At 70.4% G+C, this 26,989-nt stretch carries 18 protein-coding genes and 2 pseudogenes; 10 read left to right on the forward strand and 10 right to left on the reverse strand.

The annotated features are described in order from the left end of the window. Nucleotides 1-32: 32 nt before the first annotated feature. On the forward strand, nucleotides 33-1,016 hold the full coding sequence (locus tag ACFU6I_RS18905; RefSeq protein WP_384367750.1) for a helix-turn-helix transcriptional regulator: 984 nt from the start codon (nucleotides 33-35) through the stop codon (nucleotides 1,014-1,016). Between the two features lie 22 nt (nucleotides 1,017-1,038). Here ACFU6I_RS18905 and ACFU6I_RS18910 read toward each other — a convergent pair whose 3' ends face one another. After that, nucleotides 1,039-1,617: a TetR/AcrR family transcriptional regulator gene (locus ACFU6I_RS18910; protein WP_384040513.1), complete on the reverse strand. Its 579-nt coding sequence runs from the start codon at nucleotides 1,615-1,617 to the stop codon at nucleotides 1,039-1,041. Between the two features lie 118 nt (nucleotides 1,618-1,735). On the opposite strand from ACFU6I_RS18910, the gene ACFU6I_RS18915 reads away from it, so the two are divergent. Together ACFU6I_RS18915 and ACFU6I_RS18920 are read left to right on the forward strand one after the other, a co-directional pair. Next, nucleotides 1,736-2,515: an ABC transporter ATP-binding protein gene (locus tag ACFU6I_RS18915; RefSeq protein ID WP_384367753.1), complete on the forward strand. Its 780-nt coding sequence runs from the start codon at nucleotides 1,736-1,738 to the stop codon at nucleotides 2,513-2,515. Next, nucleotides 2,500-4,389: a hypothetical protein gene (locus ACFU6I_RS18920; protein WP_384367756.1), complete on the forward strand. Its 1,890-nt coding sequence runs from the start codon at nucleotides 2,500-2,502 to the stop codon at nucleotides 4,387-4,389. Before ACFU6I_RS18915 ends, ACFU6I_RS18920 begins: the two co-directional genes overlap by 16 nt. Nucleotides 4,390-4,579: 190 nt before the next feature. On the opposite strand, the gene ACFU6I_RS18925 is transcribed toward ACFU6I_RS18920, so the two are convergent. Together ACFU6I_RS18925 and ACFU6I_RS18930 are read right to left on the reverse strand one after the other, a co-directional pair. Beyond that, complete coding sequence (locus tag ACFU6I_RS18925; protein ID WP_384367759.1) at nucleotides 4,580-8,734, reverse strand: S8 family serine peptidase; 4,155 nt, start codon at nucleotides 8,732-8,734, stop codon at nucleotides 4,580-4,582. A gap of 346 nt (nucleotides 8,735-9,080) precedes the next feature. Then, complete coding sequence (locus ACFU6I_RS18930) at nucleotides 9,081-12,020, reverse strand: AAA family ATPase (protein WP_384367762.1); 2,940 nt, start codon at nucleotides 12,018-12,020, stop codon at nucleotides 9,081-9,083. A gap of 278 nt (nucleotides 12,021-12,298) precedes the next feature. Here ACFU6I_RS18930 and ACFU6I_RS18935 point away from each other — a divergent pair, with 278 nt between their 5' ends. Next, complete coding sequence (locus ACFU6I_RS18935) at nucleotides 12,299-13,282, forward strand: transcriptional regulator (protein ID WP_384367765.1); 984 nt, start codon at nucleotides 12,299-12,301, stop codon at nucleotides 13,280-13,282. Nucleotides 13,283-13,690: 408 nt separating this feature from the next. Here ACFU6I_RS18935 and rpmF read toward each other — a convergent pair whose 3' ends face one another. Further along, complete coding sequence (gene rpmF, locus ACFU6I_RS18940) at nucleotides 13,691-13,867, reverse strand: 50S ribosomal protein L32 (protein ID WP_384367768.1); 177 nt, start codon at nucleotides 13,865-13,867, stop codon at nucleotides 13,691-13,693. 587 nt (nucleotides 13,868-14,454) lie between these two features. On the opposite strand from rpmF, the gene ACFU6I_RS18945 reads away from it, so the two are divergent. Beyond that, a complete protein-coding gene (locus ACFU6I_RS18945; protein ID WP_384367771.1) occupies nucleotides 14,455-14,649 on the forward strand; it encodes a hypothetical protein in 195 nt (64 codons plus the stop codon). A gap of 370 nt (nucleotides 14,650-15,019) precedes the next feature. Here ACFU6I_RS18945 and ACFU6I_RS18950 read toward each other — a convergent pair. Then, nucleotides 15,020-15,280: pseudogene (locus ACFU6I_RS18950) on the reverse strand (GNAT family N-acetyltransferase); the annotation flags it as partial. Here ACFU6I_RS18950 and ACFU6I_RS18955 point away from each other — a divergent pair. The 3 genes from ACFU6I_RS18955 (at nucleotide 15,180) to ACFU6I_RS18965 (ending at nucleotide 17,373) form a co-directional block, all read left to right on the forward strand. Further along, the gene (locus tag ACFU6I_RS18955) at nucleotides 15,180-15,443 is read left to right on the forward strand and encodes a hypothetical protein (RefSeq protein WP_384367801.1); all 264 of its coding nucleotides are present in this window, start codon (nucleotides 15,180-15,182) and stop codon (nucleotides 15,441-15,443) included. The pseudogene ACFU6I_RS18950 and the gene ACFU6I_RS18955 overlap by 101 nt on opposite strands. A gap of 396 nt (nucleotides 15,444-15,839) precedes the next feature. After that, complete coding sequence (locus tag ACFU6I_RS18960; protein ID WP_384367774.1) at nucleotides 15,840-16,307, forward strand: SsgA family sporulation/cell division regulator; 468 nt, start codon at nucleotides 15,840-15,842, stop codon at nucleotides 16,305-16,307. A gap of 196 nt (nucleotides 16,308-16,503) precedes the next feature. Beyond that, nucleotides 16,504-17,373 (forward strand): Bax inhibitor-1/YccA family protein, encoded by an 870-nt coding sequence (locus ACFU6I_RS18965; protein ID WP_384367777.1) that lies wholly within the window; start codon nucleotides 16,504-16,506, stop codon nucleotides 17,371-17,373. Nucleotides 17,374-18,482: 1,109 nt separating this feature from the next. Here the strand turns inward: ACFU6I_RS18965 and ACFU6I_RS18970 are convergent. The 3 genes from ACFU6I_RS18970 to ACFU6I_RS18980 form a co-directional block, all read right to left on the reverse strand. Beyond that, nucleotides 18,483-19,073, reverse strand: coding sequence for a DUF308 domain-containing protein (locus tag ACFU6I_RS18970; protein WP_384041907.1), 591 nt, complete (start codon nucleotides 19,071-19,073; stop codon nucleotides 18,483-18,485). 44 nt (nucleotides 19,074-19,117) lie between these two features. Next, nucleotides 19,118-20,737 (reverse strand): tannase/feruloyl esterase family alpha/beta hydrolase, encoded by a 1,620-nt coding sequence (locus ACFU6I_RS18975; protein ID WP_384367780.1) that lies wholly within the window; start codon nucleotides 20,735-20,737, stop codon nucleotides 19,118-19,120. 677 nt (nucleotides 20,738-21,414) lie between these two features. After that, nucleotides 21,415-21,843 (reverse strand): hypothetical protein, encoded by a 429-nt coding sequence (locus tag ACFU6I_RS18980; protein ID WP_384367783.1) that lies wholly within the window; start codon nucleotides 21,841-21,843, stop codon nucleotides 21,415-21,417. A 120-nt stretch (nucleotides 21,844-21,963) separates the two neighbouring features. On the opposite strand from ACFU6I_RS18980, the gene ACFU6I_RS18985 reads away from it, so the two are divergent. Continuing rightward, nucleotides 21,964-22,503: a CGNR zinc finger domain-containing protein gene (locus tag ACFU6I_RS18985; protein ID WP_384367786.1), complete on the forward strand. Its 540-nt coding sequence runs from the start codon at nucleotides 21,964-21,966 to the stop codon at nucleotides 22,501-22,503. 109 nt (nucleotides 22,504-22,612) lie between these two features. Here the strand turns inward: ACFU6I_RS18985 and ACFU6I_RS18990 are convergent. Further along, nucleotides 22,613-23,026, reverse strand: a pseudogene (locus tag ACFU6I_RS18990) (DNA starvation/stationary phase protection protein); the annotation flags it as partial. 169 nt (nucleotides 23,027-23,195) lie between these two features. Between ACFU6I_RS18990 and ACFU6I_RS18995 the strand changes: the two are divergent. Beyond that, nucleotides 23,196-24,824, forward strand: a complete 1,629-nt coding sequence (locus ACFU6I_RS18995) for an IS200/IS605 family accessory protein TnpB-related protein (RefSeq protein WP_384367788.1) — start codon at nucleotides 23,196-23,198, stop codon at nucleotides 24,822-24,824. A 486-nt stretch (nucleotides 24,825-25,310) separates the two neighbouring features. Here ACFU6I_RS18995 and ACFU6I_RS19000 read toward each other — a convergent pair whose 3' ends face one another. After that, complete coding sequence (locus tag ACFU6I_RS19000) at nucleotides 25,311-26,753, reverse strand: aldehyde dehydrogenase (protein WP_384367791.1); 1,443 nt, start codon at nucleotides 26,751-26,753, stop codon at nucleotides 25,311-25,313. Nucleotides 26,754-26,989: the final 236 nt, after the last annotated feature.

Below are 26,989 nucleotides of genomic sequence, written 5' to 3' on the forward strand. Positions count from 1 at the left end.
CAGGGGGACCGGCTCCGGGGGGAAAACAGAACATGAGCCTGACATCGGTCGGGGTGTCCGACGAACACCTGCGGCTCTACCGCTACTTCCTGCGCCATCCCGAGCGCGGGGCCGAGTCCGCCGGAGGCGCCCTCGGCTGGGACCGCGACACCGTCGACGAGGGGCTGGACGCGTTACAGGAGCGGAGCCTGATCCGGCTCTCCGAGCGGCACACGGTGCTGGTCTCCGATCCGGCGGTCGCCGTGGAGTGGCTGGTGGAACAGCGCCTGGGGGAACTCAAGTCCGCGACCGGCGAGGTGCTCGCCACCCGGGCCGTGATCGCCACGCTCATCGACGACCACAAGCAGGGCGCGGCCCGCTCCCCAAGTGACGACATCGAACGGGTCGACGGACCCGAGGCGATCCGCGAACGCCTCACCGACCTGGCCTTCTTCACCTTCCGCGAGCACATGTCGCTGCTCCCGTCGCCCTGGCGCCCCCACAACATCGACGCGGCCCGCGCCTCGGACCTGAGGATGCTCCGCCGCGGCATCCACTGGCGTACGGTCGCCACGCCGAAGGCGCTCGCCGACCCCGCGACCCTGGCCTATCTGCGGGAACTGGAGACGCTGGGCGGGGAGGTGCGCCGCACCGAGCAGGCGATCCGGCGGCTGGCTATCTGGGACCGCGGCGTCGCGATGGTCCCCGTCGACCCGGACGACCACTACGAGTCGACGCTCGTCGTCCGCCAGCCGGGCGTGGTGGCCAACACCGTGGCCTGGTTCGAGCAGGTCTGGGACACCAGCCACGAGCTGCCCGCCGAGGACGACCTCGCGATACGGGCGCCGGTCCTGTCCGCTCTGGAACACCGTGTCCTGGACGCGCTGACCCGCGCGGACAAGGACGAGGCGGCGGCCCGCGAACTGGGCGTCTCCCTGAGGACGTTCCGCCGCTACGTGGCCGACATCATGCTGCGGCTCGGCGCGGCCAACCGCTTCCAGGCGGGGCTTCTCGCCAAGGAGCGGGGCTGGATCTGAGAAGGGAACTGCCGGACAGCCCTCAGCGCGGTCCCATTCCCGCGAAGAGGGTGTCGATGAGCCGGTCGACCCAGTCGTGGGTCAGGGGCCGCCGGGCGATCAGGTGCTGGAAGTACAGCGGGCCGGACAGGATCGCCATGGCGAGGTCCAGGTCGAAGTCCGGCGCCAACTGGCCCTGCTCCCGGGCGCGTTCCAGCCGCGCGATCGTCTTCTCGGCCTGGGGGGCGATGAAACGCTCGTCGAGCGCGTCGGCGACCTGGGGGTCGTGCTGCGCCTCCACCAGCAGGGCCACGTACAGGGGGCCCATCGGCGGGCGGCTCAGGAGGTCGACGGCCGTGTGGATCTGGCGGCGCAGATCGGCGATGACGTCACCGGTGTCCGGGTAGTCGAGGCCGGGTTCGTTCAGCGACAGCAGGGAGTCCAGGAACAGCGCGCCCTTGGAGGTCCAGCGGCGGTAGATGGTGTGCTTGCCGGCGCCGGCGCGGGCGGCGACCGCCTCGATGCTGAGCCGGGCGTAGCCGAGTTCCTCGCCCAGTTCGAGCGTGGCCCGCATGATCTCCTCGGTGCGGCCCGCTCCGCGGCTGCTGCGTCTGTCGGTCATCACCTCACGATATCGGTACGGCACGTGCCGTATTGACAGCTGCCCCCGCCTTCAGCATGATCCCCCCATCCCACTAACGGCACGGCACGTGCCGTTCAGTACGCGCCCGAGGGGGAACATGGGACCGCGCACAGCCGCTCCGGCGCTGCGACTCACCGGCCTGGCCAAGAAGTTCGGCACCCACCGCGCCGTCGACGGCGTCGACCTGACCGTGCCGAGCGGGTCGTTCTTCGGCCTGGTCGGCCCCAACGGCGCGGGCAAGACCACGATCCTGTCCATGGCGGTGGGCCTGCTGCGCCCCGACGCGGGCCGGGCCGAGATCTTCGGTACGGACGTGTGGGCGGACGCCTCCCGGGCGAAGGGGCTCGTCGGCGTCCTGCCCGACGGCCTGGCCCTGCCGGAGCGGCTGACCGGGCGTGAAGTGCTGTGTTTCACCGGGCTGTTGCGCGGCATGACCCGCGCTGAGGCCGACCGCCGCGCGGACGAACTGCTGCGGACCCTGGGCCTCGACGCGGCCGGGCGCACCCTGGTGGCGGAGTACTCCACCGGTATGCGCAAGAAGATCGGCCTCGCCGCCGCGCTGCTGCACGCGCCTCGTCTGCTGGTCCTCGACGAGCCGCTGGAGGCGGTCGATCCGGTCGCCGCGGCGACCGTGAAGGAGATCCTCCGGCGGTTCGTCCGCGCCGGCGGCAGCGTGGTCCTGTCCAGCCATGTGATGGCCGTGGTGGAGCAGCTGTGCGACCACCTCGCCGTGGTCGACGCCGGACGGGTCGTGGCGGCCGGGCCGCTGGACGAGGTGCGGGCCGGACTGAGCCTGGAGGAACGGTTCGTGAGCCTGGTCGCCGGCCGCTCGCCCGGGGCTCGGGGTGTGGAGGGGCTGGCATGGTTGGCGTCCTGATCCGGATGAAACTGGCCGTCCAGCGCAACTCCCTCACCCGCGCCACGGCCGCCCGGATGATCGTCGGCGGCGCGGCCGGTCTCGCGCTCGCCGCCGCCGTACTGTTCCTCGCCGGCCGCGGCTACCCGCACGCCGCGCAGCGGGTCGACCTGCTCGGCGCCGCGCTGGCCGTGTGGACGGCGGGCTGGCTGCTCGGCCCCGTCCTCTTCGGCGGCGGCGACACGACCCTGCGCCCCGAGCACTTCGCACTCCACGCGCTGCGCCCGCGCTCCCTGGCGACCGGTCTGGCGGCGGCCGCCTTCGTCGGCGTCGCACCGGCCGTGACCCTGATCACGCTGAGCGGCCTCGTGGTCGTCGCGGTACACCTCGGCCCGGCCGCCGTCGCCGTCGCCGCCCCGGCCACGGTGCTCCAACTCGCCTTCACCGTCCTGTGCTCACGCCTGGTCGCCGCGGCGCTCGGGCAGGTCGCGCGGTCCCGTACGGGCGCCGCGCTCGCCGCCTTCACCAGCTCGGCGATCCTGGCCGCGCTGCACTCGGGCTGGATCCTCGAACCCCTCGTGCGTGCGGCCCTGGACGACGGCCTGCCCCGCCCCGCCGCCGCATGGCTGCGCGGCCTGCCCTCCGGCTGGGGGCTGTCCGCCGTCGAGGCCGCCGGACGCGGCGACCGGCCCGGCGTGCTCGCGGCCCTGGCCGGCCTGGCCCTGCTCACCGCGGCCTGCGCGTACGGCTGGGCCCTCCTGACCCGGCGCCAGGTCACCACGCGCCCCTCGGGCGGACGTGCTGCGACCGCGACCCTCGGCCGGTGGGCCCGCGGCCCGGTCACCGCCGTCGCCGCCCGTGAACTGCGCACCTGCACCCGCGATCTGCAGCGCTTCCACTTCGTCTGCTTCGCCCTCGGATACGCCCTCGTGTTCTGCCTGCTCCCGCTGGCCGCGGGCAGTACGGACTTCCTACCGTGGACCGGCCTGGTCTTCGCACTGTGGATGTCGGCCGTCTCCGCGAACCTCTACGGCGAGGACGGCACCGAACTCTGGGGCAAGATCATGATCCCGGGCGCCGCCCGGCACGACGTACGGGGCCGTCAGCTCGGCTGGCTCCTGGTCACCGCGCCCCCGACGGTCCTCCTCACGCTCGTTCCGGCCGCGCTGTCCGGGGGGTCCATACCGTGGCTGTGGCTGGTCACCTTCGTCCCCGCGCTGCTCGGCGGCGCGGCGGGCGTGACCGTACTGGTGTCGGTGCTGCGCCCCGTCCCACTACGCGACCCGCACCGCCGGACCGGCGGCCTGCTGGAGAACGGCACCGACTTCACGCAGGTCCTGCTGATGCTGCTCCTGACCGCGGCGACCGCGGCCCCCGCCCTGCTCGCCGTACGGTTCGGCCCGGCCTGGGCCGGACCGGTGGCCGGGCCGGTGAGCGGCGCCCTGCTGACGTGGCTGCTGGGACGCGTCGCCGTCATCCGGCTCCGGCGCACGGCTCCGGAGCTGCTCCAGCACTTCCGCACGGGTACGCCTCCGGCTCGCCGGCGACGCGTCCGGGCCGCGCCGCCGCCCCTCGTGCCCGCGGGCCTGCCTGCCCTGCCCCGGCCCGCCCCGGTCCTGGCCCGGCTCGGCCTCGACACGGCGCCCGTCGGGCAGCGGATCTACGTCGTCGTCGGAATGACGCTGTGCTGGATCCCTCTGGTCGCCCAGGGCGTCGTGCCCGCGGTCATGCTGGCCACGGGGCATGTCCACCGCTCCTGGTTCCTGGCCCTGTACCTGCCGCCGGCCCTGCGCCGGCCGGCGATCACCGCGATGATCGCCCTCGGCCTCGCCCTCCTGGTCACCAGCCTCGGCACCGGCCTGTACCACCTGGCGCGATCACGGCACCGGCGCTGAACGATTCCCCGGTACGCCCGTCTTCGTCCTCTCCACGCGCCGGTAGGGCTTCTGGAGCAGCTCCCACCGGCCCGCGGTCGGGTGCGAGACGGGCGGGACCCGATCGAGGGACGGCGGACGGCCGGGGCGAGAGCTCAGTCTCGCCCCGGCCTATGACCTTTCGGTCGGTTCACCGTTGCAGCGGCACCCGTCAGCGCAGCTTGTACGCCGTGGGGAGGGTCTGCTCGACGGTGTTGCCCTGGCTGTCGGTCGCGCTGATCCGCAGCCCGACACCCTCGGGCGCCTGCTTCCGGCTCGGGTTCTTGATCTTCGCGGTGAAGGTGTCCGTCCCGGCTTCCTCGGTGGTCACCGGACGCCAGGTCTTGCCCCCGTCGTAGCTGGCCTCGACGTGCAGGGAGGTGAGCTCGGGCGAGGCGGTGAGGCCCTCCTGGTGGTAGCCGACGATCGTGATCTGATGGGGTGCCCCGGCCTTGGCGGTGTTGTCCAGGGCCAGACCGAGGTCGTACCGCAGGAAGGTCAGCGGCTCCGGACGGCAGGCCGCCTGGTTGTCGCCGACCACCTTGCCCACACAGGGGTGGAGCTGCGGAGCGTCATCCTTGGCCGGCTTGTCGGAGCTGTACGTCCATTCCGTCCTGACCCCGTTGGTCCTGGCCTCGAAGGTGTACGGGGCCGATTCCGCCGGCAGGTCGTAGCCGGCGAGCTTGCCGGTGATGGTGAGGAGCCCCCAGTAGTCGAACTGCATGGGCGTCAGACGCCGTTCGACTTCGCCACCGGACTGGTTGCGCAACGTGAAGTCGCAGGTGTAGTCGAGGGTCGGCTGGGTGGGCGGGGCCGTCGGACCACAGGCATAGGCGCCGAAGAGGAGTTCCGCGAGTTGGTCGTTGTCGACGATTCCGGCCATCGCCTGGCGGGCACCGCCGCTGCTGGTCAGCTGGAAGGTCGGGTAGAAGGTGTCGCCCTGCCGGCAGCCCGAGCACGGCGTTGCCGTGTCGAACAACATTCCGGACTTGCTCCGCACCTGCGGCGCGGCGCCCGGTACGAGCGGTCCCTGGTTCCAGTGGACTTCGTCCTGCCCGGTGAGAACCATCTCCCGGCTCTCACTGCGGTCCCGGACCAGGACAGGGTCGTCCCCGCGGTCGGCCCAGGCGGTGAGGAACTGGCTGATGGCGTCGTCCTGCCGTTTGATGAAGGTGGTCATGGTCTGCTGCGTGGCCGCACGGGGCAGGTACATGCTGACCCCGCCCGGCACGGAACCCGACAGCTGCGTCCAGGCCATGTTGGTGACCACTCCGGGCCGGTCGGCGTGGAAGTGGTGGTCGACCCTGTCGAGCTGCTCCGTACCGACCCTGCGCTCGGAGTTCGAGGCGATCCGACCGTCCGAGTAGTAATGGGCGGCATAAGCCCTCGGCATGGCTGCGCCACCGAGAGTGATCTCGACGTCGGCGTCGGCCTCGATCCGCGTGATCAGGCGGTCCGCCTCGGCGTTGGGCACCCTCACGATCGGCAGTGCGGCGTACGGCTGGACCTCGGGACAGCTCTTCGGCCCGTCGGTGCAGACGGTGCTCTGTGCGGAGCCGCCCAGTGAGGTGAGACCCGGTGCCGCGACCAGTACACCGACGGCGCCGGCGGCGGCAGCGGCGGCCACCCGCTCGTCCCTGAGCTTCGGGAAGTCACAGGTGTCCTGGCAGATGTCGGTCGGCGTCAGCAGCACCAACTTGCCCCGGGCGTCTGTGTCGGCGAGCTCGGAGGCGGTCCCGGTGCCCGCGTGGACCACCGGTATGTCTCCCTTGATCGGCAGTCGCGCGATCGGGACCGAGACATTGCGACGGACCGACTTCCCGTCCTTGAGCCATGTCTGCGAGCCGACGAGCGCGACGTCCGGGGTCCGGTAGCGGGCGGCCAGGCTGAAGGGAGCACCGCCGCCGGTGGCCTTCATGGTGACGACGGGAGTCGTCTGCACGGTGGAGATCTCCTCGGTGAGGGTTCCCGTGCGTACCTTCTCGGTCGGCAGCGTCCACCAGTTGGTCGTGCCGTCGTACCCGGTCACCATGGAGGCCGAGAGCACCCATGCACGGTCCGCCGAGTACCGGGTCGTGAGGTCGACCATCTGGTAGACCTCGGTGGTCTCCGGGAACTGCACGCTCACCCGCTTGAGGTCCCGCAGGTCCAGCGTGACCGTGGTCGCCTTGGTGAGACTCACCTCCGGCGCCATCGGTGTGGCTTGCTGCCACTCCCCGGACGCGTCCCGCCACTTGACGGGGAACGTGGCCGCGTAGGTTCCGGTGAAGAGCGACGCGGTGACCTTCTCCCCGCCGGCGACGAGCGCCGGAACCCTGCCGAGGCCGGGGATCTCGTTGTCGTCCACCGGTATGAAAGTGGCGTAGCCGTACCGGATGTCGGTGGCACCCGGCGGGGGTACGACCTTCACGGTCACGGGAAGCTTCGGGGGCTCGAGGAAGGTGGTGACCGGTGTGGCCGCCCACAGGGCTCCCGAGGAGTCCCTGGCGCTCAGCGTGCCCGTGTAGTTGCCGAAGGCCCCGTCGGTGTCGGCCCCCCGGCCGTCGAATGTCACCGACACCTCGGTCGATCCGCCCGCAGGCACGACCACCTCATCCGCGCTGAGGCTGACCAGGCCGGCCGGGGCGGGCTTCCCGGCGGAGGAGAGCGACGCCGTGAGGTGCAGCGTGGTCGCCTCGTCGGTGTGGTTGATGTAGGTGACCTTCTTCGTCAGCGGTGTGTGCGGGTACGCCAGGCGGCCGAAGCCCAGGTTTCCCGCGGCGGTGATCCGCGGATCGATCGCGGCGGCGACGTTCACCCGCCCGACACCCTGCGCGGTCGCGGCGTAGCCCAGGTCGGTGGCCGTGCTCATCAGCAACGACTTGATCTGCCGACCGGTCAGGTCCGGATGCTGCTCGGCGACGATGGCCGCGGCACCGGCCACATGCGGTGTGGCCATCGAGGTCCCGTTGGACGAGATGTAGGACTCGTTCACCGGCGTGCCCAATGTTGTACCGGCGGCACGTGCCGCGACGATGTCGACACCCGGAGCCGCGATGTCCGGCTTGGCGGCGCCGTCCCCGACCCGCGGTCCGCGGCTGGAGAAACCGGCCATCTTGTCCTGCTTGTCCACCGCCGCCACGGTCAGTGCCTCGTCGGCGGAGCCCGGGTTGAGGACCGTTCCGCTCGTCGGGCCGTTGTTGCCCGCCGCCACCACGAACAGGGTTCCGGTGCTGCGGCTGAGCTCGTTGAGCGACTGGCTCAGCGGGTCGGTCCCGTCGGTGGGGACATCGCCGAGGCTCATGTTGACGACCTTGGACCCGGAGTGGGCGGCCCACTCCATGCCCGCGATGATCGCGTCCTCAGGGCAGTGCCCGGTGTCGTCGCAGATCTTGCCGACCCGCAGCTTGGCGCCGGGGGCGACACCCTTGTACCGCCCGTCGGACGCGGCACCGGTGCCCAGGATCGTGGACGCCACGTGAGTGCCGTGCCCGTGCCCGTCCCGGGGGCCGTTGGGGTTGCCGGTGAAGTCGACCTGGTCGATGATGCTTCCGGCCACGTCCGGGTGTTTGGGGTCGATGCCGGTGTCCAGCACCGCCACGGAAACGCCCCTGCCGTCGTACCCGCGGTCCCAGGCGACAGGCGCGCCGATCTGCGGCACGGAGGTGTCGAGGGTGACCTTGGCCATCCCGTTGAGCCACACCTTCTTGACCCCGGACAGCGACCCGGCGGACCGGGCGACGCTCGCGCGGGTGTCCTTCTTGCCCTTTACCTGCTGCCACCACCGGCCGCCGCCGTCGATCTTCATCGAGCGGCCGTTGACGCTCGGCAGCGCCTTGCCGCCGGTCACGCCGGCCGGCTTCGGAGCCTTGGCCGCGGCACTCTTGTCGGTGTAGGTGACGAGCACCGGCACCTCGCCGGTCCTGCCGGCCGCGTCGGTCCTGTCGGCCGCGGTGAGTTCCACCAGTTCGGTCAGGTCGAAGAGCCCCCAGTCGAGCAGTCCCTCGTCGAGCAGTCCGAGTGCGTCGTTCGGCACGAAGTGCACGGTGCCCAGGTGGGTGATGGTCTGGAAGACGACCGGGGTGCCTTCGGGCCGCGCCGCGCTCTCGACGTTGCGGGCGACCGGTCGGCCGTCGGCGTCGACGCCGACGGCCACCTTGTCACCGGTGATCAGTGTGACCGGTACGGTCCCGCCGGCCGCGGAGACGATCTTGCGCAGGTCGTCATCGGCGGTCGGTGACACCTTCTTCTGCACGGCGTCCGGGTGCGACGCCTGCCGGGCCGAATCGGTGGCGTGTACCGCCGTGGGCGACATGATCGCCCCGAAGACGGCCAGACCAACGGTCATCGCGCCCAGGCGCGTTCTGAGACGCTGCGTTGTCGGACTTCGCTTCATCTATCGATCTCCTGTTGCATTCACGAGGAACATCTCCGGGCGGTGGGGCGGGCAAAGCTTGCCGGGAGGGGCACTAGAGCGGTTCGTACTCGTCGACGTCGTCGGCATCGCCCTCGCTCCGGCCGGTGGGGGCGTCTGCCGGCGCGGCCGGCGGTCCTGCCGGTAACGGTTCGTCGTTCGCCCGGCGCACCGGCACGGCTGGGTCACCTGCCGGCTGGGGTACAGACGGTTCTGCGGGCACCATGGCGACGAGTGTGCAACCGAGCCCGGTTGCGGCTCGATTGGTCAGATGCGGGATTTAAAGCCGTCGCCCGCTCACGCGTTTTTCTTCGTCTCCGGGCGAGGACGGTGGAATTTTCTCGTCGCCCGCCGGCGGTTGCCCCTGCTCACCGACGAGACCCAACTCCACGACCTTGAGCGCGAGTACGGTACGCGACGTCACACACAGTTTGCGCATGGCCGACTTCAACTGGCTGGCCACGGTCTGCGTCGACACCCCCAGCGCCTCTGCGATCTGACGGTTCGTCCGGCCGCCGACCAGCAGACGAGCCACCTCCAGCTCGCGCGGGGAGAGCCGGTTGCCGTAGCCGGGGCGGCCCCGACCCCGCGCCACCCGGGTCTCCCGCCCTCGCTCGTCCAGGGTCTGTGCCACCCGGTCGGCGTCGTTGTGGGCGCCGAGGTCCGCCAACGCCCGCGAGACGTCGGACAGGATCAGCAGGCCGGCCTCGCGCCGGTCGCCGGCGAGCAGGCAACGGGCGTGGCGTTCCCGAGCGAGCAGGGCGTCGTACGGGCGCGGCAGCGCGTGCCATGCGTCGGCCGCCCGGACGAACAACACTGCGGCGTCGATGAGTCGGCCGTCGGCTTCGGCCAGCATGGCGCGGCACAGCACCAAGGATGCCTGCGGCGCCGGAGCGTCCTTGCCGCCCAAAGCCCGTTCGAACGTGGTGACCAGGTCGGCGGCGTGGCCGAGCCGGCCGGCGGCCACCAGGGCCGCGACGCGTACCGGCGCGACCTCGACGGCCCGGGACCAGATTCCCGTGCCGACGCTGATCTCGACCGGTTCCTCCGTGAGGCGGAGTGCCTCGTCGATGTTGCCGTCGCGCAGGCACAGTTGGGCCAGCGCGGCCGCGGCCTCGATGCGTTGCTGGTCGTCCTGCGCGGCGAAACGTAGACGCTCCGCGGCCTCAGCCCGGTCTCCGGCGGCAGCTTGGAGCAAGCCCGCCACGAGGACCGCCTCGCACCGGTCCTTCAGCGGCACCCCGTCCTCGTCGTCGATCAGCCGGGACGCTCTCTCGGCAAGTCCCTCCCAGGCGCCGGTGAACCAGTCGAGGTGGGCCCGGCTCGAGGCGATGGGCCCGAGGTAGTCCCGGAGCTCGTGGCGTTCGGCGAGTGCCTGGGCTCTGGCCAGTCGTGCGCCGGCCTCATCGTTCCGTCCCCACCGCATCGCCGCATCGCCGACATTCCTGTGGCCTATCGCGAGCGTCGCCGCCTCCCGCGGATCGGCGGTGTCGTCCGGGATCCGCCGGGCCTCCGTCCACCCGGCCACCTCACCGAGCAGCAGCAGCGCGAAGGCGCGTTCCTGCACCAGACGCAGCCGCTCGTGGGGAGGGATCGACGGCGCCATCGCGGGTGCCTCGCCCAGCCACCGCAGATGCTCCGACACGGGCTGCGCGTTCCCGAGGGGCAGAGCGAGGAGGGTTCGGGCTCGTGCCGCCTCCAGCGAGTCCGGCGCGAGGTCGGGCACCGCTCTCAATATCTCGTGCCGACCCGCCTCGATGACACCCGCCACCATGAGCACCCGGCCGATCTGGAATCGGACCGATGCCTGCTGTTGCGGCGTCAGAGCCTGGGTCCGAAGGGCCGACTGCAACGATTCAACGATCGCGGAGTACGGGTCGGAGCCGGGCAGCGCCTGAAACTGGATCTTCATCGCCAGCCGCACCAGCGGCTCCACCGGCAGAGCGACCGTGGTGACCAGGTTGTGCAGCAGCAGTGCCGCGGTGGCCACGTCACCGGTCTGCATGGAGAGGTCGGCCGCCTGCTCGGTGTACCGGCACGATGCCTCGACATCGCCGGCCAGCCGGAAGTGCCGGGCCAACTGCGCCACCGGCGGCAACGGCGAATTCTCCAACGCCCGGCCGGCACGCACATGCAGGGCACGCCGTTCCTGGGCCGGAATGGCCTCGTACACGGCTTGACGCGCCAGGGCGTGGTGGAACGACCAATGCCCACGTCCGTCCTCACGCAGCAGACCGCACCCCAGCGCATCGGCCGCCGGCTCCGCGAACCGGTCACCGAACAGACCGGTCACCGCTTTCAGGGTCGCGTAGTCGGCCGGAGCGGAGAGCACCGACACGGCGTACAGAACTGCCTGGATATCGGGCGGTAGCCGCCCCACGCGTTCCAGCATGGCGTCGCGAATCGTGGGCGGCACCTCGATGCGGTCCAGCCGGCGGCGCGCCCAACCGCCGCCCTGACGGATCAGGTCGGCCCGGTCATGCATCAACCGCACCAACTCCTCGACCGCCAGCGGTATGCCTTCCGTTCGTGCGTGCAGGAAGGCCGCGAACTCGGTCGACAGAGGCTCGTCGGCCAGCATCGAGGAGACGATCGCGGCGGTTTCGCCGATCCCCAGCGGTTTCAGTGCCAGCCTGACCAGGTGTGCGTCGGCGGGCAGCCGTGAGGACAGCCTCAACAGCAGTGAATCGGGGGGCACTTCCTTCCGCCGGTACGTCACCACCACGCTCACCGGCTGAGGTCGGCGCGAGACCAGGAACAGCAGGAACTCCAGAGTCGCCTCGTCCGCCCAGTGCACGTCCTCAAGTGCCAGCACCGCCACCTCGAGACGGTTGAGCACCTCGACGAACGCGTGGAACAGCCGGTGCCGGGCGGCGGTCGCGTCTTCCAGTGGCTCCGGCGCCGGCGGCAGGTCGGCCGCCCACTCGGGAAACAGCGGCCGCAGCGCGCCGCACAGTCCGCTCAGCCCCAGCCCGGAGACGCTGCCGACGCCGTCGCGCACCGCGTCCACGACCGCGCCGAGCGTGTACGGCACGCGCAGATCCGGGCAGGTGCCGACCAGGACGCGACGGCCGCGCTCGCCCGGGGACACCAGGAACTCCCGCAACAGCCGAGTCTTGCCGATGCCCGCCTCACCGTCGATCAGGACCACGGCAGGCGCCTGCCCGAACGCCTCGCCGAGCACGGCAACCTCCCGGTCCCGCCCGACGAACCGCGGCACGGAAAGTGCTGGAAGTCGACCGGCATCGGTGTTGGCCCGTCTCACCAGCGCATGCCTCCCTCAGCCGATCACCCGGTTCGTTCACCCTGCCCCGACCACGCGCGGGAGCAGGGAGTGTGACGACGGCCGGTGCCACACACACGGCAACAGTGCCCCGTCGCAGCGTGCAAAGTGAACGCTGTACCCCGGACACGTGTCCAGATACTCTGCTGGCGGGTTTGGACGGATGACCAACCGCGCCACAAATGTCATGTGTCTGTAGACGGAGGTACGCATACGTGTTCACGGCCCTGGGCATAGCCGAATCCGATGAGCAGATCTATCGGTGCTGTGTGGACCACGGTCGGGTGACCGTCGCGGACATAGCCGCCTCCCTGAACACGTCGGAGCACCACGTCCTGCAGTGTCTGACCCGTCTGAAGGACCTCGGGCTCCTGTATGTCACCGGCCGAGGCCACTACCGGGCGACGGACCCGCAGACCGCACTCCTGCCCCTGCTGGCCAGACGTCAGTGGGAGGCGGAGACCGCGCTGGCCTCGGCGCGCACGGAGATCGACCGGATCGCCGAGCGCCACCGGGCGGGCCGGCTGCGCGCCGATCCGGACAATCTGGTGGAGGTCCTGTCGGACCGTGAGCTGATCCTGGAACGGATCGAGGAGATCGGCGCCTGTGTGACGAGCCACGTCTGGGCCCTGGACCGACCTCCTTACGTGGACCGCCCGTACGGCCGGCACCACAGCGACGAGGGCGAGCTGGGCATCACCACGGAGTGGCTCCGGCGGGGCATCGACGTGAGGTCGATCTACTGCCCGCAGTCCATGGAACGGCCCGGTCGGTTCGCGACACTGCTCCGGCTCGCCGAACTGGGCGAGCGGTCGAGGATGTTGCCGGCCCTGCCGTTCAAACTCCATATCATCGACAAACGGATCGCTCTGGTCCCCCTGTCCGGACCGGCCTACGACAACCTCGTCGTCATCCATCGCTCCGCTGTACTCGACGCCCTGATGGAGCTCTACGAGGCCTACTGGGACCGCGCCGAGCCACTCAACGGACCGGCGCCCGCCGGGGACGACGGTCTCGACGCGGACGATGTCGTCCTGCTCGGCATGCTCAACGCCGGGCTCAAGGACCAGGCCATCGCCCACCAGCTCGGGTGCAGCACACGCACCGCCACCCGGCGCGTCGCCGCCGTCCTGGCCAAGCTGGGCGCCGACACACGCTTCCAGGCGGGCGTCCGGGCAGCCGCCCGCGGACTGATCTGACCGGCTGTGCGCCCGGCACGGCCCTGGCTCCAGCGGTCCTGATCACGCCCGACGCGGCGTTCCGCCGGGGCACCCGCTCACCCACCGGCAGACAAACCCGCAGGTCATCGTCCGCAACCACGTGGTGACACCCTGCAGCGGGCAGGACGTGGGAAGTTCACCTGCGTCTTGTGCGGCCACACCGCGCACGCGGACACTGTTGGCCCACGGTGGGCCGCTCGACGCCCTGGTTCACAGCCTCCGGTGCATCAGGAGGCGGGCCCGCCGCACCAGGAGCGGGCGGCCGGACCCGGCGGACATGGGTCGCCGGGTCCGGCCTTCGTCGAAGCCGTGGCAGACCGGATCTGCGCCGGGGCACGACAGGTACCCCGGCATCATTTTCCGGTCACTGGCGTCAGGTCGTTGGCGTCAGGCGGCCGGGGGCAGTACCTGACGGCCCCGGTATGTTCCGCAGTGCTGGCAGGCGGCATGGGGCGGGGTCGGCAGACCGCAGTCCGCATTGGCACATTTCGCCAGGAGCGGGAGAGCCGCTTTCCAGTGGGCTCGGCGGTGGCGTGTCCGTGACCGGGACTTCTTGCTCATCATGGGCGATGGTTCCGTTTCCGTATGACATCGCTCTGACCGAAAAGGAACGGCACAGTCCGAAGAACTGCACACACACGGAGAACATGCAGGTGTTCTGGGCAGACAGGGTTTCCTGTCCGCAGCGGTGAGTGATCGGCGGAGACGGGCCGGGGAAGGTCAGAGCCGCTTGGGCATGGGCGACGTGAGCGCGCCCGCCGTGCCGGAGTCCTGGCAAGGGTCACACGAGGGTGAAGCCTGGACCCGGACCGTTGGGCGGTGGGCTCAGGCTAGGCTCTGTCTACTTCGATCAACACGTCGAGGAGGCTAGCAACTGCTGGGGCCACCCTGCAACGCACTTGCTCACGGCCCTCCTCCCGCGCGTCACCTGTTCCCATGCACATCTGCGCACACCCGCGATACGCACCTGCCCCGCCTCGCTGCGCGCCGGCATGTGCGTGTGCAGGCGCGCCCCCTCAGGCGTCTTCCCTGACTCCCGTCGTGACTTTCGTCACCGGCTTGACAGGTGACGAGTGAGGGTGCACGCTGATGACGGTCGCCCAAGGCGACAGGCAGGACGCGATCCACGATCGACGAAGTGGAGCATGGCCATGAACAAGGAACTCACCACGGATGCCGACACGGCGGCACGGCACGCACGCTTCGGCAAGCTTCCCGAGCGGATCCGCTTCGAGGACATGACCGAAGAGACGGAGGCCGCGCCGAGCAGCCGGGGCAATGCCTCCTACAGCGAAGAGAACTCGTGGAAGTACTACTCGTGCCTGGCCCTCGACCTGGGCCTGTAGAACGTCCGGGCGGGGCGGCCCCGGGCAGGCGCCCCTCCGGCACCGACAGCGGACCCTGCGATCCCATCGGTACCGGGGGTGACCATGCGGGTACCGCTCCACAATCCCGGATGCCGGTCCCTTCAGTCCCTCTCCGTGGGATCAGACGCACAAGCGGCTCTTGGACCGACCGGCCGGACCACCTGAAGCGCGTCCGGACCGGGACGGGTGAGGAGAAAGGGCGGCCGGCGGTCGCGGGGTCGTGCGTCGGGCCGTGAAGGAGGTCCACGACTCCTCGGTACGGAAGCCCCCCTGGTACCGCCTCGTCGCTGGAGTGCAGGTAGGCCGTACGGGCGCCGGCGGCCCGCCCGTCCCGCAGGGCCGCCTCGGTGACTGCCCGGCCGAGACCGCGCCGCCGGTACTCGGGCAGGGTCCCGATGTTGGCGAGCCCGACATGCCGCTCGGTGAGGATCACCAGCCCCGCCGCCGCAGGGACACCGTCCACGTCGGCGACATACGCCTTGACGAATGCCCGGCCGAGGACGAAGGGCGTGCAGAGGCTGGCGATGACCGCGGGCGGTGCCCCGAACGCGGTACCGAGGACGGCGGCGAAGGTCTCGTACGCGTCGTTCCGCAGGGGACGCACGGTCACGGAGTTCCCGCCGGACTGCGGCGCGGCCGGTTCGTCCTCCAGCAGGAGCAGCATGAACGGCTGTCGAGTGCGCGTGGTGAGCCCGCGGGCGGCGGCGATCGCCGCGAGCTCCTCGTCCGCCTCGCCCCGCAGCCGGATGCTCCAGGGCAGCTGCCGGAGGTGAGGCTCGGCCTTCTCGCACAGCAGGCCGACCTCCGCCTTGTCAGGTGCGGTGGCGACGCCCGTGATCACGTTGAGCGCGGGAATCACCGAGCCGGTGACCGCCAGCAGGGTGCCGCCGGCTCGCGCGTGGAAACCGTTCGGCAGGACGCCGGCGAGTGCCTCGGTCGCATCCTGGAAGGCTTCAGCAGCCTCGGAAACCATGTGCGTATTGGTCATACGTGTGAGTGCAGCCAATTGACTTACGGGACATCCTCGGCGACCCGTACGGCACGTCCCGGTACCGTCAACCGCCGGACGTCGCCCCGGCCTTCGACCGTCAACTGACCGATGTGCGGGGTCCGTCCCCGGGCGAAGAGTGGAGCTCTCAGACTTCGTCCCACGGAGGGGAACTCCCGTCATGCATCGTGATCAGCCGCCATTGCGTGCGCGTTCGGCGCCCGCGCTCGTGCCTTCCCTGTTTCTGGATCTCGACCAGATGCTCGATGAATTCACCCGGCTGCCGATGCGGGCGAAGTTCTGCTTCGACCCGGACATGGCCGCGGTGATCACGGTGGAGTTCCTGGCGGAACGGGGGCCCAGTCTCATCTGGCACCTGGGCCGTGAACTCCTGTACCGCGGAGTGACGTCGATGAGCGGGGCCGGCGATGTGCGGATGTGGCCGACCCTGTCGAGGGAGCAGCCCTCGTCGTGGCTGCTCCTGGAGTCCCAGGAGGTGGAAGCCCTGTTCGAGCTGCCCACCGAGGCGCTGGCGGAGTGGCTCGACGCCACCTACCGGATCGTCTCGGCCGAGGCGGAGATGGACGGTCTGAACTGGGACGGCTTCCTCATGGAACTGCTCGACGAACCGGGCATGCCGTCCGAATGACCGCACGTCCCGCCCGGCGGGGAGAGCGGGCCTCTGCGGAACTTGCTTCCCATTCCGTCACCTGTCAGAGTGGTGACGAATAGGGTTGCAGTCGTCGCCCCGGTGGATGTTCCACGGTCACACGTGTGCCACCACGGGCGCCCCGACGACAACGCTGTGCGGCAGGCCGCGAGTGCGGCGGACGAGGAGGAATGACGTGAGGACCAGCAACCCGATCTTCTCCCGCTTGGGTGGCGCGAACCGTGACGCCGGCCCGGCAGGCGCGTACCCGCGCGAGCCGGTGGGTACCTCGGTCGGCGGCGAGCTGACGGGCGGCTACGGGACCAACCCCTACGCCCCCGCTGCCGACGTCGACACGGACGCCGGAGCGTGGACCGGCCGGAGTGCGGTGACCATGGACGACGTCATCGTCCGCACCGCGACGACCCTCGGCACCGTGGCCCTGGCAGCCGTGCTGTCCTGGCTCCTGCTACCCGTCGACGAGGCGAACCTCGGCCGGTCCTACGGCATCGCCGTGGGCGCCGCCCTCGTCGCCTTCGTCCTGTCACTGATCCAGTCGTTCAAGCGGACACCGACACCGGCGCTCATCCTCGGATATGCGGCGTTCGAGGGGGTGTTCCTCGGTGTGTTCTCCAGCGCTGTCTCCACGTACATCTCACCGGGGGTCATCGTCCAGGCGGTGCTCGGCACCTTCGCGGTCTCCGCGGGCGTGCTCATCGCGTACCGGATGCGCTGGATCCGCGTGAACCAGCGGTTCGCCGGGTTCGTCGCCGCCGCCGCGACCGGCTTCCTCCTGCTGCTCCTCGCCGACCTTCTCTTCTCCGCCTTCGGCGCGGGCAACGGCCTCGGCTTCAACAGCGGTGGCCTGGGCATCATCTTCGGCGTCGTCGGCATCCTGCTCGGCGCGGCCTTCCTCGCCCTGGACCTCAAGCAGGTCGAGGACGCCGTCGCCTACGGCGCCCCGCGCGAGGAGGCCTGGCTGGCCGCCTTCGGTCTCACCTTGACGCTGGTGTGGATCTACCTGGAGGTGCTGCGCGTGCTGACGATCTTCAACAACGACAACTGAGTTCCCCGAACGCCACAGGGGCATGCGCGCCGCGCATGCCCCTGTGGCGTGTCCGGGTTCCCCTGCCGGGCGGGCCCGGACCCTGCACCGGACCGGGCTCGTTCGCGGGGCGACGGCCCAAGGGCGCCACCCGGCCGCCCTCGGAAAACCCCACGAGACCGGCGGAACGGGAGAGCCGTCCCCTGAGCCGCCACGAGCGGTGCCCGTATCAGGACGGCAGAGTCAGCCCGGGTCCCGCCTTCGGGACGGACGCGCGCCGACGGTACGTCAGGCTGTGAGAGCCCAGCCCCATCCACCCGGTCCATCTCCCCCGGCCCCGTCTCCACCTCGGTCTCAAGGGCCGGCTGGTCGTCGGCCACCACCTGGGTCCGGCCTTCGGGACGGACGCGCGCCGGCCGCTCTGCACGGGCTGGTGACCGGCCGCGACCGAAGACGCGTGGCGCGCCTTGCCGGGCGACCCGCCCCCCCACCCTCGTCGCCGTCCACGACGAGCAGGACGGCCGACTGGCCCAGGAGGATCCCGTCGGCACCGGCATGACGCTGATCGTCGCGGGCCACCGGAGCGCCGTCGATCTGCCGCAGCAACTCCGCGCTGACGCTGCTGCACCACCCCGAGCAGCTCGGGGTGGTTGTGCGAGCAGCCGAAGCTGATGCCTGGTGCGGTGGAGGAGTTCCTGCACTCCGAGACCTCCGCCGTCGCACGCGCCACGAGCAGCTACGCGGCGGAGGACCTCGAACCGGACGGGGTCCGCATCCCCCGTGGGGGATAGTCGTCGCCCTCGGATCGGCCGGGCGCGACGCCCCGCAGGCCGAGGACGCCGATCCCGGCGTACTCGACGTGACACGGCACCCATCACTGTCCGGGCGCCCCACCCGCCGGATGGAGACGGTCCTCGCCGTGCGTACCCTGCCGACCCGGCTCCCCGAAACCGGAACTCGCCGCCCCGGTGGACTCGTTGGAGTGGAACGGCTCAGGCATCATCCGCGGTGTGCTGTCCCTGCCGGTGCGCCACCGCGTCGCCTGACGGCCGGGCCTGTCCGGAACGACACGAAGTCCCGGCCCGCGCCACAGGGCGCGGGCCGGGACGGCACCGGGATGGTACGGCGGGTCAGACGGCCCGGGTGCGCAGCTGCCGGGTCTTCCAGCCCAGCAGCGCGGCCTGGGCGATGAAGAACACCCCACCGCCCGTGGCGTAGACCGACAGCACGTCGAGCGACGGATCGTCGCCCGCGGCCTGGATGTTGTAGAAGACGCCGACGAGGAAGGACAGTCCGCCCGCGATCAGCATCGGCCACTGCTTGCCCAGCTCGGGGCCGCGGCGCCGGAACCCGACGACCACCTGAGCCGCGCCGGAGAGGACGGCCCAGGCACCGAACACGTGGAGCACCGGCGCCACACCGCCGGCGCCGGCGATGCCGACCGCGGCGGCGGCGAGCGTGCTCAGCACCCCGTTGAACGCCGTGACCCGGCGCTCCGACCCGTCGGGCAGGGCCCGGTAGTCGATCAGCGAGGACACCGCGTCGATCAGCGGGTAGACGACCAGCAGCGTGATCGCCACGGCGTCGATGTCCTCGTGGGCTCCGGCGAACGCCAGGGCCCACGCCACGGCGAGGACGCCACGGCCCAGGTACAGCCTCAGCAGGGATGAGCGTCCGTCCGTCACCGCCGGGTCCGACGGCGTCGAGGTCTGCGTACTCATGAAGGTTCGGCCTTTCTCAGGTCAGCGGGTCGTCGGCGGCGCGGTCAGTGCTGGAACGGGGCGACGCACCGGAAGCTGGAGGCGACGTCCGGGTCGCCATAGCCCTTGTAGCGGGAGACCTGGGGGTAGCTGCACAGGTCGCGGTCGACCTGCTCGTTGGCGGAGTTGGTCAGCGTGGCGGGCAGCGTCTGGGGCGCCTTGCCGTGCTCGACCCAGGCGGTCAGGGCTGCGAGGCCGTCGGCCGAACCGTCACCGCCGTTGAGACCGCAGTGGTTGGTGCCCGGGGCGAGGAAGAGGCGGTAGAAGTCGTCGACCTTCTTCGAGCCGCCCATCTCCCGTTCGACCTGCTTGCGGTACTGCACCGTGCCCTGGGTGGGGATGTACTGGTCGTCCTGGCCGTGCCAGGTCAGGAGCTTGCCACCGGACGTGCGGAAGGCGGACAGGTCCGGGTCGTCCGTGCCGATGATCTCGTCGTACTCGGCCTCGGACTGCTTGAACAGCTCCGTGAACTGGCTGTAGGTGATCGTCGAGACGTCGAAGGACGGCTGCTTCTTCAGCCACGACGAGACCCAGAACTGGGGCACCGGGAAGGGCACGCCCTTGACGTTGCCGTCGGCGTCGGGGTCGGAGGTACCCGCCAGCGCCGACAGGTCGGCCCCGACCGGGACGCCGGACCACAGCTTCTCGCCCGAGGTGGTGCGCGGGCCGTCCCAGATCTTGCGGACCACAGCCGCGTCGGCCGCGGTGATGGTCAGCTCCTTGCCCTTGCACACGACCTTGGTGCCGATCAGGCGACGGGGGTCGAAGTCGCACCGCGCGGAGTCGTTGACCAGGCCGTCCTTGACACCGTCGAGCGAGTCACATGCCTTGACGGCGGCGTCGGTGAAGGCAGTGAGCTCGCAGGGGGCCGGGTAGGTCTTCTCGTTGTTCATGACGACCTGCGGCCACAGGGTGGCGACCTCGAACTCGTCCCAGTTGACGGCAGGCGCGTCGGCGAGGATGCCGTCGAAGTCGTCGGGGTAGCGCTGGGCCTCCATGTAACCCTGGCGTCCACCGGTGGAGCAGCCGGTGAAGTAGGAGTAGGAGGCAGGCTTGGCGTAGGTCGAGGCGATGACCTGCTTGCCGACGACGGCCGCCTCGTGCTGGGAGCGGGAGGCGAAGTTGTTCAGCAGCGCGGTGTTGACCTGCCCCTTGGCGTCCAGCGCCCAACTGACGTCCACGGCGTCACCGACGCCGGCGTCGGTGCTGGTCGCGGCGTAGCCGTTCTTGACCGCGGTGCCCAGACCGACACCGTTGTCCCCGGCGAGATAGGCGCTGCCTCCGAGCGCCTGGAAGCGGCCGTTCCAGCCCTGTTCGGGCAGCCACGTCCGCACCTTGGCGTGGTCGTCGTCACCCGGGTGGGTGAGGGTGACGGTCACCTCGCAGAAGGCGGGGACACCGGAGACCGTCCCGCCCAGGACCCCGGTGCCGTCGATGGTGCCGCCCGCCTGGCGAACCGCCGTCACGGACTCCACCTCGGTACCCGCCGGGGCCTTCACCGGTACGGTGCTGCAGCTGACCGGCGTGGACGCGGCGGCGTTCTGGGGTTCCGCCGACGCGGTCGGCAGGTACACCGCCGCAGCCAGCGGCACACCGGCCGCGAGGACAGTCAGAAGTCGTCTCATGGGTATCCATCCAAGAAGTAGGGGGTGCCTGGTCGCGCAGCGACACATGTGTACGGCAGAGGAGCAGGAATGCGGGCCGGGGCGACGGGCTCACCTGCGGACGACGTCCGCGTGCATGCCTCCGTGACCCGGGTGTGCGACCCGAGGCAGCCTCGGGCTCGCCGAAGACTGATCAGACTTTATCACCGGTTAGGGCGGTGACGAAAGAGGGGTTGGCTTGAATTCGGGTGAGCCGACGGCAGGACGCCACCGACCCCTGGTTCCCACTCTGGGATCGCATCAGACCCTCGACAACAGTCAGTTGACGGTCCACGTCCACGGATTCCCGTCCTTGGTCCGTGACGGACGTGAGCAGGATCGACCGCGACACCTCGGCGCCGTCACCCCACCCACCCTTGTGATCCGGGTCCGAAACATGATCCGAGGAGCAGCCACAGACGTACGTGTATCTTCAGCGGAATACGCCGCGGACCTGGCACACATGCTCCGGCGAACACAGACGTCGACGAACACGTATACACGGCGGACGCCGGCCGCACACCGAACACCGCCGAAAAGTGGGGGGTCTCATATGACCCCGTCCGAAAGGCGCGCCCCTGGAGGCCGTCACCGCGCACCCTCGGCCGGCAACCGGGCGCTCGCCTTGTTCGCCGGGGACCTGAGGCGGCGGGAGCGGGTCAGTCGGCTTGCAGGGGGCCCGCGAAGGACTTGCGCAGGGACGAGGGAGCGACGACGGGGAGCAGCGAGGCGAGGACCTTGCCCTTGAGCGTGCTCGGCTGCCGCGTCAGCTCGACGTCGACCCGGGTTCCGCCGGCCTCGGGGGTCATCCGGAAGACCCAGCCGCCACCGGCTCCGAAGAGCTTGGAGTCAAGGGTGGTGATGGTGACCGTGTCACCTCCCGGCGTCCACTCGTAGCGCGCGCGCTCCCAGGCGGCGGCGGTGCCCTCGGTGACCTCTGCCCAGGTGTCGCCGAGGTCGTGGACCTCGAAGTGTCCGGCGTCGATCGTGGGCCAGGCTTCCGCCCGGGAAGGGCCGAAGTCGGTCAGCACTCCCAGCACGTCCTTCGGGCTGAGCGTGGAGACGAGGTGGAACCGTACGACTGCCATGGGGCTTTCCTCACCAAGAAGTAACTGTTCTGACCGGTGACGAAAGATTCCCACGCATCTGCGTCACCTGTCAAGACGGTTACTCTTGAGGGGTGTTCAGCCACCTGCCAGGAGGGTCATGTGAGACACGTGTTTCCGTGTGGGACGCCCGCCCTCGACTTCGTGGGCACCTTGCAGGCGCGTCGCGGGCAGACTCCCGACGAACGGATCGGCACCCCCGGGCGACTCGACGCCTGGTTCGTGCAGTCCGGGCTGCTCGACAAGGAACCTGGTTCCGACGCGGCTGACCTGCGCACGGCTCTAGCCCTGCGGGAGGCGATCTACTCGCTGGCCCGGGCCCGTATCGACGACCACCCCCTGCCCGCCGGGGCGGTCACCGCGGTGAACCGGCAGGCCGCCGGAACGCCGGTGGCGATGTGCCTGTGCCCCGAGGGCGCGAGACGTCTCGGTACCGCCTCCCAGGCCCTGACCGATCTCGCCCGCGAGGCTGTCGAGGTCTTCGCGGGCGAGGAGTCAGCCCTGTTGCGTGAGTGCGGACACCCCGACTGCACACAGGTCTACCTCGATCGCTCCCGGGGCCGCAGAAGGGAATGGTGCGCGATGAGAACCTGCGGGAACCGCACCAAGGCAGCGGCCCTGCGGGCGCGTCGTCGGCGCTGAGAGCGCCGCACTCCGGACTGCCACGCACACGTGCCCCGCAGGGCGGTACACCCGCTGCGGGGCACGCATGCGCGGCAGGACGGTTCACCCGCTGCGCGGCACGCGTTCCTCAGGCCCGGTTCTCGGCCTGGAACATCCAGCTCTGCTTCTCCAGGTCGGCGGTCAGCCCGATCAACAGATCCTGGGTCACGGCGTCCGCCGGGCCCGTCTCCTCGATGCGTCCCCGTACCCGTTCGACGACCGCGGAGAACGTCCGCACCAGTGCTTCGACGGTATCGACGTCCTTCGTCCAGCCGGACGGAAAGGCAGGCACGCCGCTGGTCCCCGCGATGGTGGCGGCCCGTCCATCCGGGCTGACCCCCAGGGCGGCAGCACGTTCGGCCACGGTGTCGGCGTAAAGGCGTGCAGAGGTGACGACCTCGTCGAGCTGCAGATGAATGGAGCGGAAGCGCGGGCCGTACAGGTTCCAGTGCGCCTGCTTGGCCACGAGGGAGAGGTCGAGCAGGTCGACGAGGGTTGTGCGCTGTTGTCGGTTTGCTGAGCTGAAGTGAGTGGTGGTGTGCGGGAGTGGGTCCTGTCGACGGGTTCGTGGGGTAGGAACGGGGGTTCTGTGGTCGAATGGGTGACCTTGGCAGCTGCTGCTCGTTGGGCTGGACAGCGGGTGGCTGGCCTTTGAGGGCGGGGGTGAAGCGGTGGGTGGTTTGCGGGAGTTGGCCGGGCCCTTCGTGGTGCCCGGGCCTTGCGGGGTGGCGGTCCGGGACCGGTTCAAGCACCTCACCTCCCAGGACGAGAAGGTGCTGCGCGCGGTCGGTGAGCATCAGGGTGCGCTCGCTTCCCGTGATCTCAAGGCCCGCTGCGCGGACGGTCTGGAGCACAGCGCGGACACCTGGGCAGCGCGTAAACGGGACCTGACGAAGGAGTCGTCGTCGCGGATCGCGGGTGCGATCACCAAGGCCACGCACGATCAGTGGGCGCTCGCGCGCCGTTGCCAGGCGGCGCACATCCAGACACTGGAGGCCGGGATCAGGACGCTGCGGCACCGCCTGTCCCTCCCGATCGGTGCACCCGGAACGAAGCGGGCCGCAGGAGGCTACCGCTCCCGGAGCGAGTGGTTCCACAAGTCCCGCCGCCTGGCTGCCCTGGAGGCGCGGCATGCGGCCGTTGTCGCCGACCGGCAGGCCGGACGCGTGCAGGTGGTGCGGGGCGGAAAACGTCTCCTGAACACCCGCCACCACCTCGCCGAGGCCGGGCTCACCGAAGACCAGTGGCGGCAACGGTGGGAGGCGGAGCGCTGGTTCATCGCGGCCGATGGTGAGTCGGGGAAGCGGTTCGGGAACGAGACGATCCGCGTCACCCCGGACGGCGAAGTGTCCATCCGACTTCCTGCCCCGCTCGCGCACCTGGCCAACGCCGGGCACGGCCGGTACACCCTCACCCCCCGGATCTCGTTCGCGCACCGGGGCGCGGAGTGGGCCGACCGCATCACCGCCAACCGGGCCGTCGCCTACCGCATCCACCTCGACACGGAGCGCGGCCGCTGGTACCTCACCGCATCCTGGCAACGCCCCGTTGTGAAGACCATCCCGCTGGCCACCGCCCGCGCCCGGGGCATGATCGGTGTCGACACCAACGCCGACCACTTCGCCGCCTACCGCCTGGACCGGCACGGCAACCCCCTCGGCGGGCCCCGGCGGTTCTTCTACGACCTGTCCGGGACCGCCGGTCACCGCGACGCGCAGCTCCGCCACGCCCTGACCCGCCTGATCCACTGGGCGGTGCGTGTCGGTGTCGCCGCGATCGGCATCGAAGACCTCGACTTCACCACCGAGAAGACCCGCGAGAAACACGGCCGCAGGAAACGGTTCCGGCAGCTCATCTCCGGCATCCCGACCCGCAGGCTCAAGGCCCGGCTCGTCTCCATGGCCGCCGAACACGGCCTTGCGATCGTCGCGGTCGACCCCGCCTACACCTCCCAATGGGGTGCCCAGCACTGGCAGAAACCACTGACCACCCCCCGCCGCACCATGTCCCGTCACGATGCCGCCGGCATCGCCATCGGACGACGCGCCCTCGGACACCCGATCCAGCGACGGACGGCACCGCCCCCGCACGACCGGAGCGATCGTGCGAGGCATCGGACCGCCCAGGCCGGACCAGGCGACCGGGGGCGTGAGGGAACCCGCCCACCCGCAACGGACCGGCCCCCCGGAGAGCCGTCACCGAACGGGACGCGAACGCGGGAACCCAGCGCATCCAACACCGTTCGGGATGCGCCCAGTACGCAACAGTGGGTCCAGGACTCACTCACGCACACTGGCTAGGAACGGTCCCCTGCAGGGCTCTTCCCGCGATCTCGCGTTCCCTGTCCGGCAGCGGGCTGTTGATGATCGTCATGCGGTGTGGTTCCTTTCCCGGTTGTCGCCAACGTCCCCATTGTCGAGACCACCGGGCGTGCCGCGGATCAGTTGTTTGACTGTCACCCGGCAGGACCGGAACGCGCGGCACCCGGTGCGCGGGGGCGGCCCAGGGACCGAAGGGACCGCGTTCGCGGCAGGATCCGTGGCACGTTCCAGCACCTCGGTCAGCATGGACGCCGCAGCGTTCATGGTCATGACCCCGGGGCAGCCGAGCGCCACCGTCAAATGACCGATTCAGGCACGGGGTGCGCCGCGCGAACCGGGCCACGGTGAGCGGCATCGCCGCTGACGGACACCGCCGGTGGACTGTGGACAGCCGGAAGCGCCGCGACGGCGGCGGGTGGGCGAGCCCACCTGTCGCCGTCGGCGGATCGGTCCGTGTCTGCCGGGTCAGATGGTGATGGTCTTGTACTCGGTGTAGGTGCCGAGGCCGACGGCGCCGTATTCGCGGCCGATACCGCTGGCCTTGAAGCCTCCGAACGGGCCGTCGAAGGCGACGGAGGCGCCGTTGACCGTGATGGTGCCGGTGCGGACGCGGCGGGCGACCGCCAGGGCGTGGGCCTCGTCGGAGGACCAGACGCCGCCGGAGAGGCCGTATTCGGAGTCGTTGGCGATGCGGACGGCGTCGTCCTCGTCGTCGTAGGCGATGACGACCAGGACCGGGCCGAAGATCTCCTCCTGCGCGATCCGCATGGTGTTGTCGACGTCGGCGAAGACGGTGGGCGTGACGTAGTTGCCCTTCTCCAGGCCCTCGGGGATCTGCGGGCCGCCGGTGACCAGACGGGCGCCCTCCTCGATGCCGAGCTGGATGTAGTTGCGCACCCGCTCCTGCTGGTCGGGGCGGATCATCGGGCCGATGAAGGTGTCCGGGTCATTGGGGTCCCCGACCTTCAACGACTCCACCAGTTCCTTCAGCCCGGCCACGACCTCCTCGTACCGGCTGCGTGGGGCGAGGATCCTGGTCTGGGCGATGCACGACTCGCCGTTGTTGAGCAGGGAGCCGAACTTCAGACCCGCGACGGCCTTCTCGATGTCGGCGTCGGGAAGGATGATCGCGGCGGACTTGCCGCCCAGCTCCAGGCTGACGCGCTTGAGCTGCTCACCGGCGATCGAGGCGATGCGGCGGCCGGCCCGCGTCGAACCGGTGAAGGCGATCTTGTCGACGTCCGGGTGCGAGACCAGGTATTCGCTGGTCTCCCGGTCGGCGGGAAGGACACTGATCACGCCTTCCGGCAGACCCGCCTGCTCCAGCAGCTCGGCCAGGAAAGCCATGCTCAGCGAGTTCTCCGGGGACACCTTGAGAACCACGGAGTTACCGGCGAGCAGGGACGGGATGATCTTCGAAGTGGCCGAGGAGAACGGCGAGTTCCACGGGATCACCGCGGCCACGACACCCACCGCCTCGCGGCGGACCACACTGCGCACGGGGGAAGCCGGGTCGGAGGGGACCAGGGTCTCCTCCCAGCCGAACTCCTCCGCCGCCTTGAGGTAGGCGTTCGCCTGCCGGGTCAGACCGGGCTGTCCGGCCCGGGTGAACCATCCGGCCGAGCCGTTCTCCATCGAGATCAGGTGGGCGACCTTCTCCGCGCTCTCCTCGCGCAGAGCGTTGAACCGCCGCAGGACCGCGATCCGTTCCGCCGGCGGGGTCAGCCGCCACACACCTGCCTCGAACGAAGCGCGCGCCGCCGCCACCGCGCGGTCGATGTCTGCCGGCCGGGCCTGTGCCACACGGCCGATCGGCGACTGGTCGTGCGGCGAGGCGATGTCGAGCAGCTCGGGGTCGCTCGGCTCGACCCAGGAACCCCCGATGAAAAGCCGGTCGTAGGTGATCATGTGCGTGCTCTCTTCCGATGCTCTCGGTCCGTTTGGACGACTCGCTTAACTGCCACTTCAATGTAGCACTTCCATTCGTTAGCTACACATAAACGTAGAGGGAAAGCCTCTATCTTCCGCTCCATCGTTACTCTTGACTGATGAGAGCCGACGCAGCGCGCAACCTGGAAGCCGTCCTGACCACCGGGGCCCGCATGCTCGCCGCCGACCCGGGCGCGAGCATCGCGAGCATCGCC

The organism is Streptomyces sp. NPDC057486, assembly GCF_042802415.1.
Taxonomy (GTDB): domain Bacteria; phylum Actinomycetota; class Actinomycetes; order Streptomycetales; family Streptomycetaceae; genus Streptomyces; species Streptomyces yanii.

What these genes read in the sequence shown, in the direction of transcription:
- ACFU6I_RS18905 (WP_384367750.1), top strand. Translation starts at nt 33, where the DNA reads ATGAGCCTGACATCGGTCGGGGTGTCCGACGAACACCTGCGGCTCTAC.
- ACFU6I_RS18970 (WP_384041907.1), bottom strand. Translation starts at nt 19,073, where the DNA reads ATGAGTACGCAGACCTCGACGCCGTCGGACCCGGCGGTGACGGACGGA.
- ACFU6I_RS18945 (WP_384367771.1), top strand. Translation starts at nt 14,455, where the DNA reads ATGAACAAGGAACTCACCACGGATGCCGACACGGCGGCACGGCACGCA.
- rpmF (WP_384367768.1), bottom strand. Translation starts at nt 13,867, where the DNA reads ATGATGAGCAAGAAGTCCCGGTCACGGACACGCCACCGCCGAGCCCAC.
- ACFU6I_RS18925 (WP_384367759.1), bottom strand. Translation starts at nt 8,734, where the DNA reads ATGACCGTTGGTCTGGCCGTCTTCGGGGCGATCATGTCGCCCACGGCG.
- ACFU6I_RS18980 (WP_384367783.1), bottom strand. Translation starts at nt 21,843, where the DNA reads ATGGCAGTCGTACGGTTCCACCTCGTCTCCACGCTCAGCCCGAAGGAC.
- ACFU6I_RS18975 (WP_384367780.1), bottom strand. Translation starts at nt 20,737, where the DNA reads ATGAGACGACTTCTGACTGTCCTCGCGGCCGGTGTGCCGCTGGCTGCG.
- ACFU6I_RS18915 (WP_384367753.1), top strand. Translation starts at nt 1,736, where the DNA reads ATGGGACCGCGCACAGCCGCTCCGGCGCTGCGACTCACCGGCCTGGCC.
- ACFU6I_RS18910 (WP_384040513.1), bottom strand. Translation starts at nt 1,617, where the DNA reads ATGACCGACAGACGCAGCAGCCGCGGAGCGGGCCGCACCGAGGAGATC.
- ACFU6I_RS19000 (WP_384367791.1), bottom strand. Translation starts at nt 26,753, where the DNA reads ATGATCACCTACGACCGGCTTTTCATCGGGGGTTCCTGGGTCGAGCCG.
- ACFU6I_RS18960 (WP_384367774.1), top strand. Translation starts at nt 15,840, where the DNA reads ATGCATCGTGATCAGCCGCCATTGCGTGCGCGTTCGGCGCCCGCGCTC.
- ACFU6I_RS18920 (WP_384367756.1), top strand. Translation starts at nt 2,500, where the DNA reads ATGGTTGGCGTCCTGATCCGGATGAAACTGGCCGTCCAGCGCAACTCC.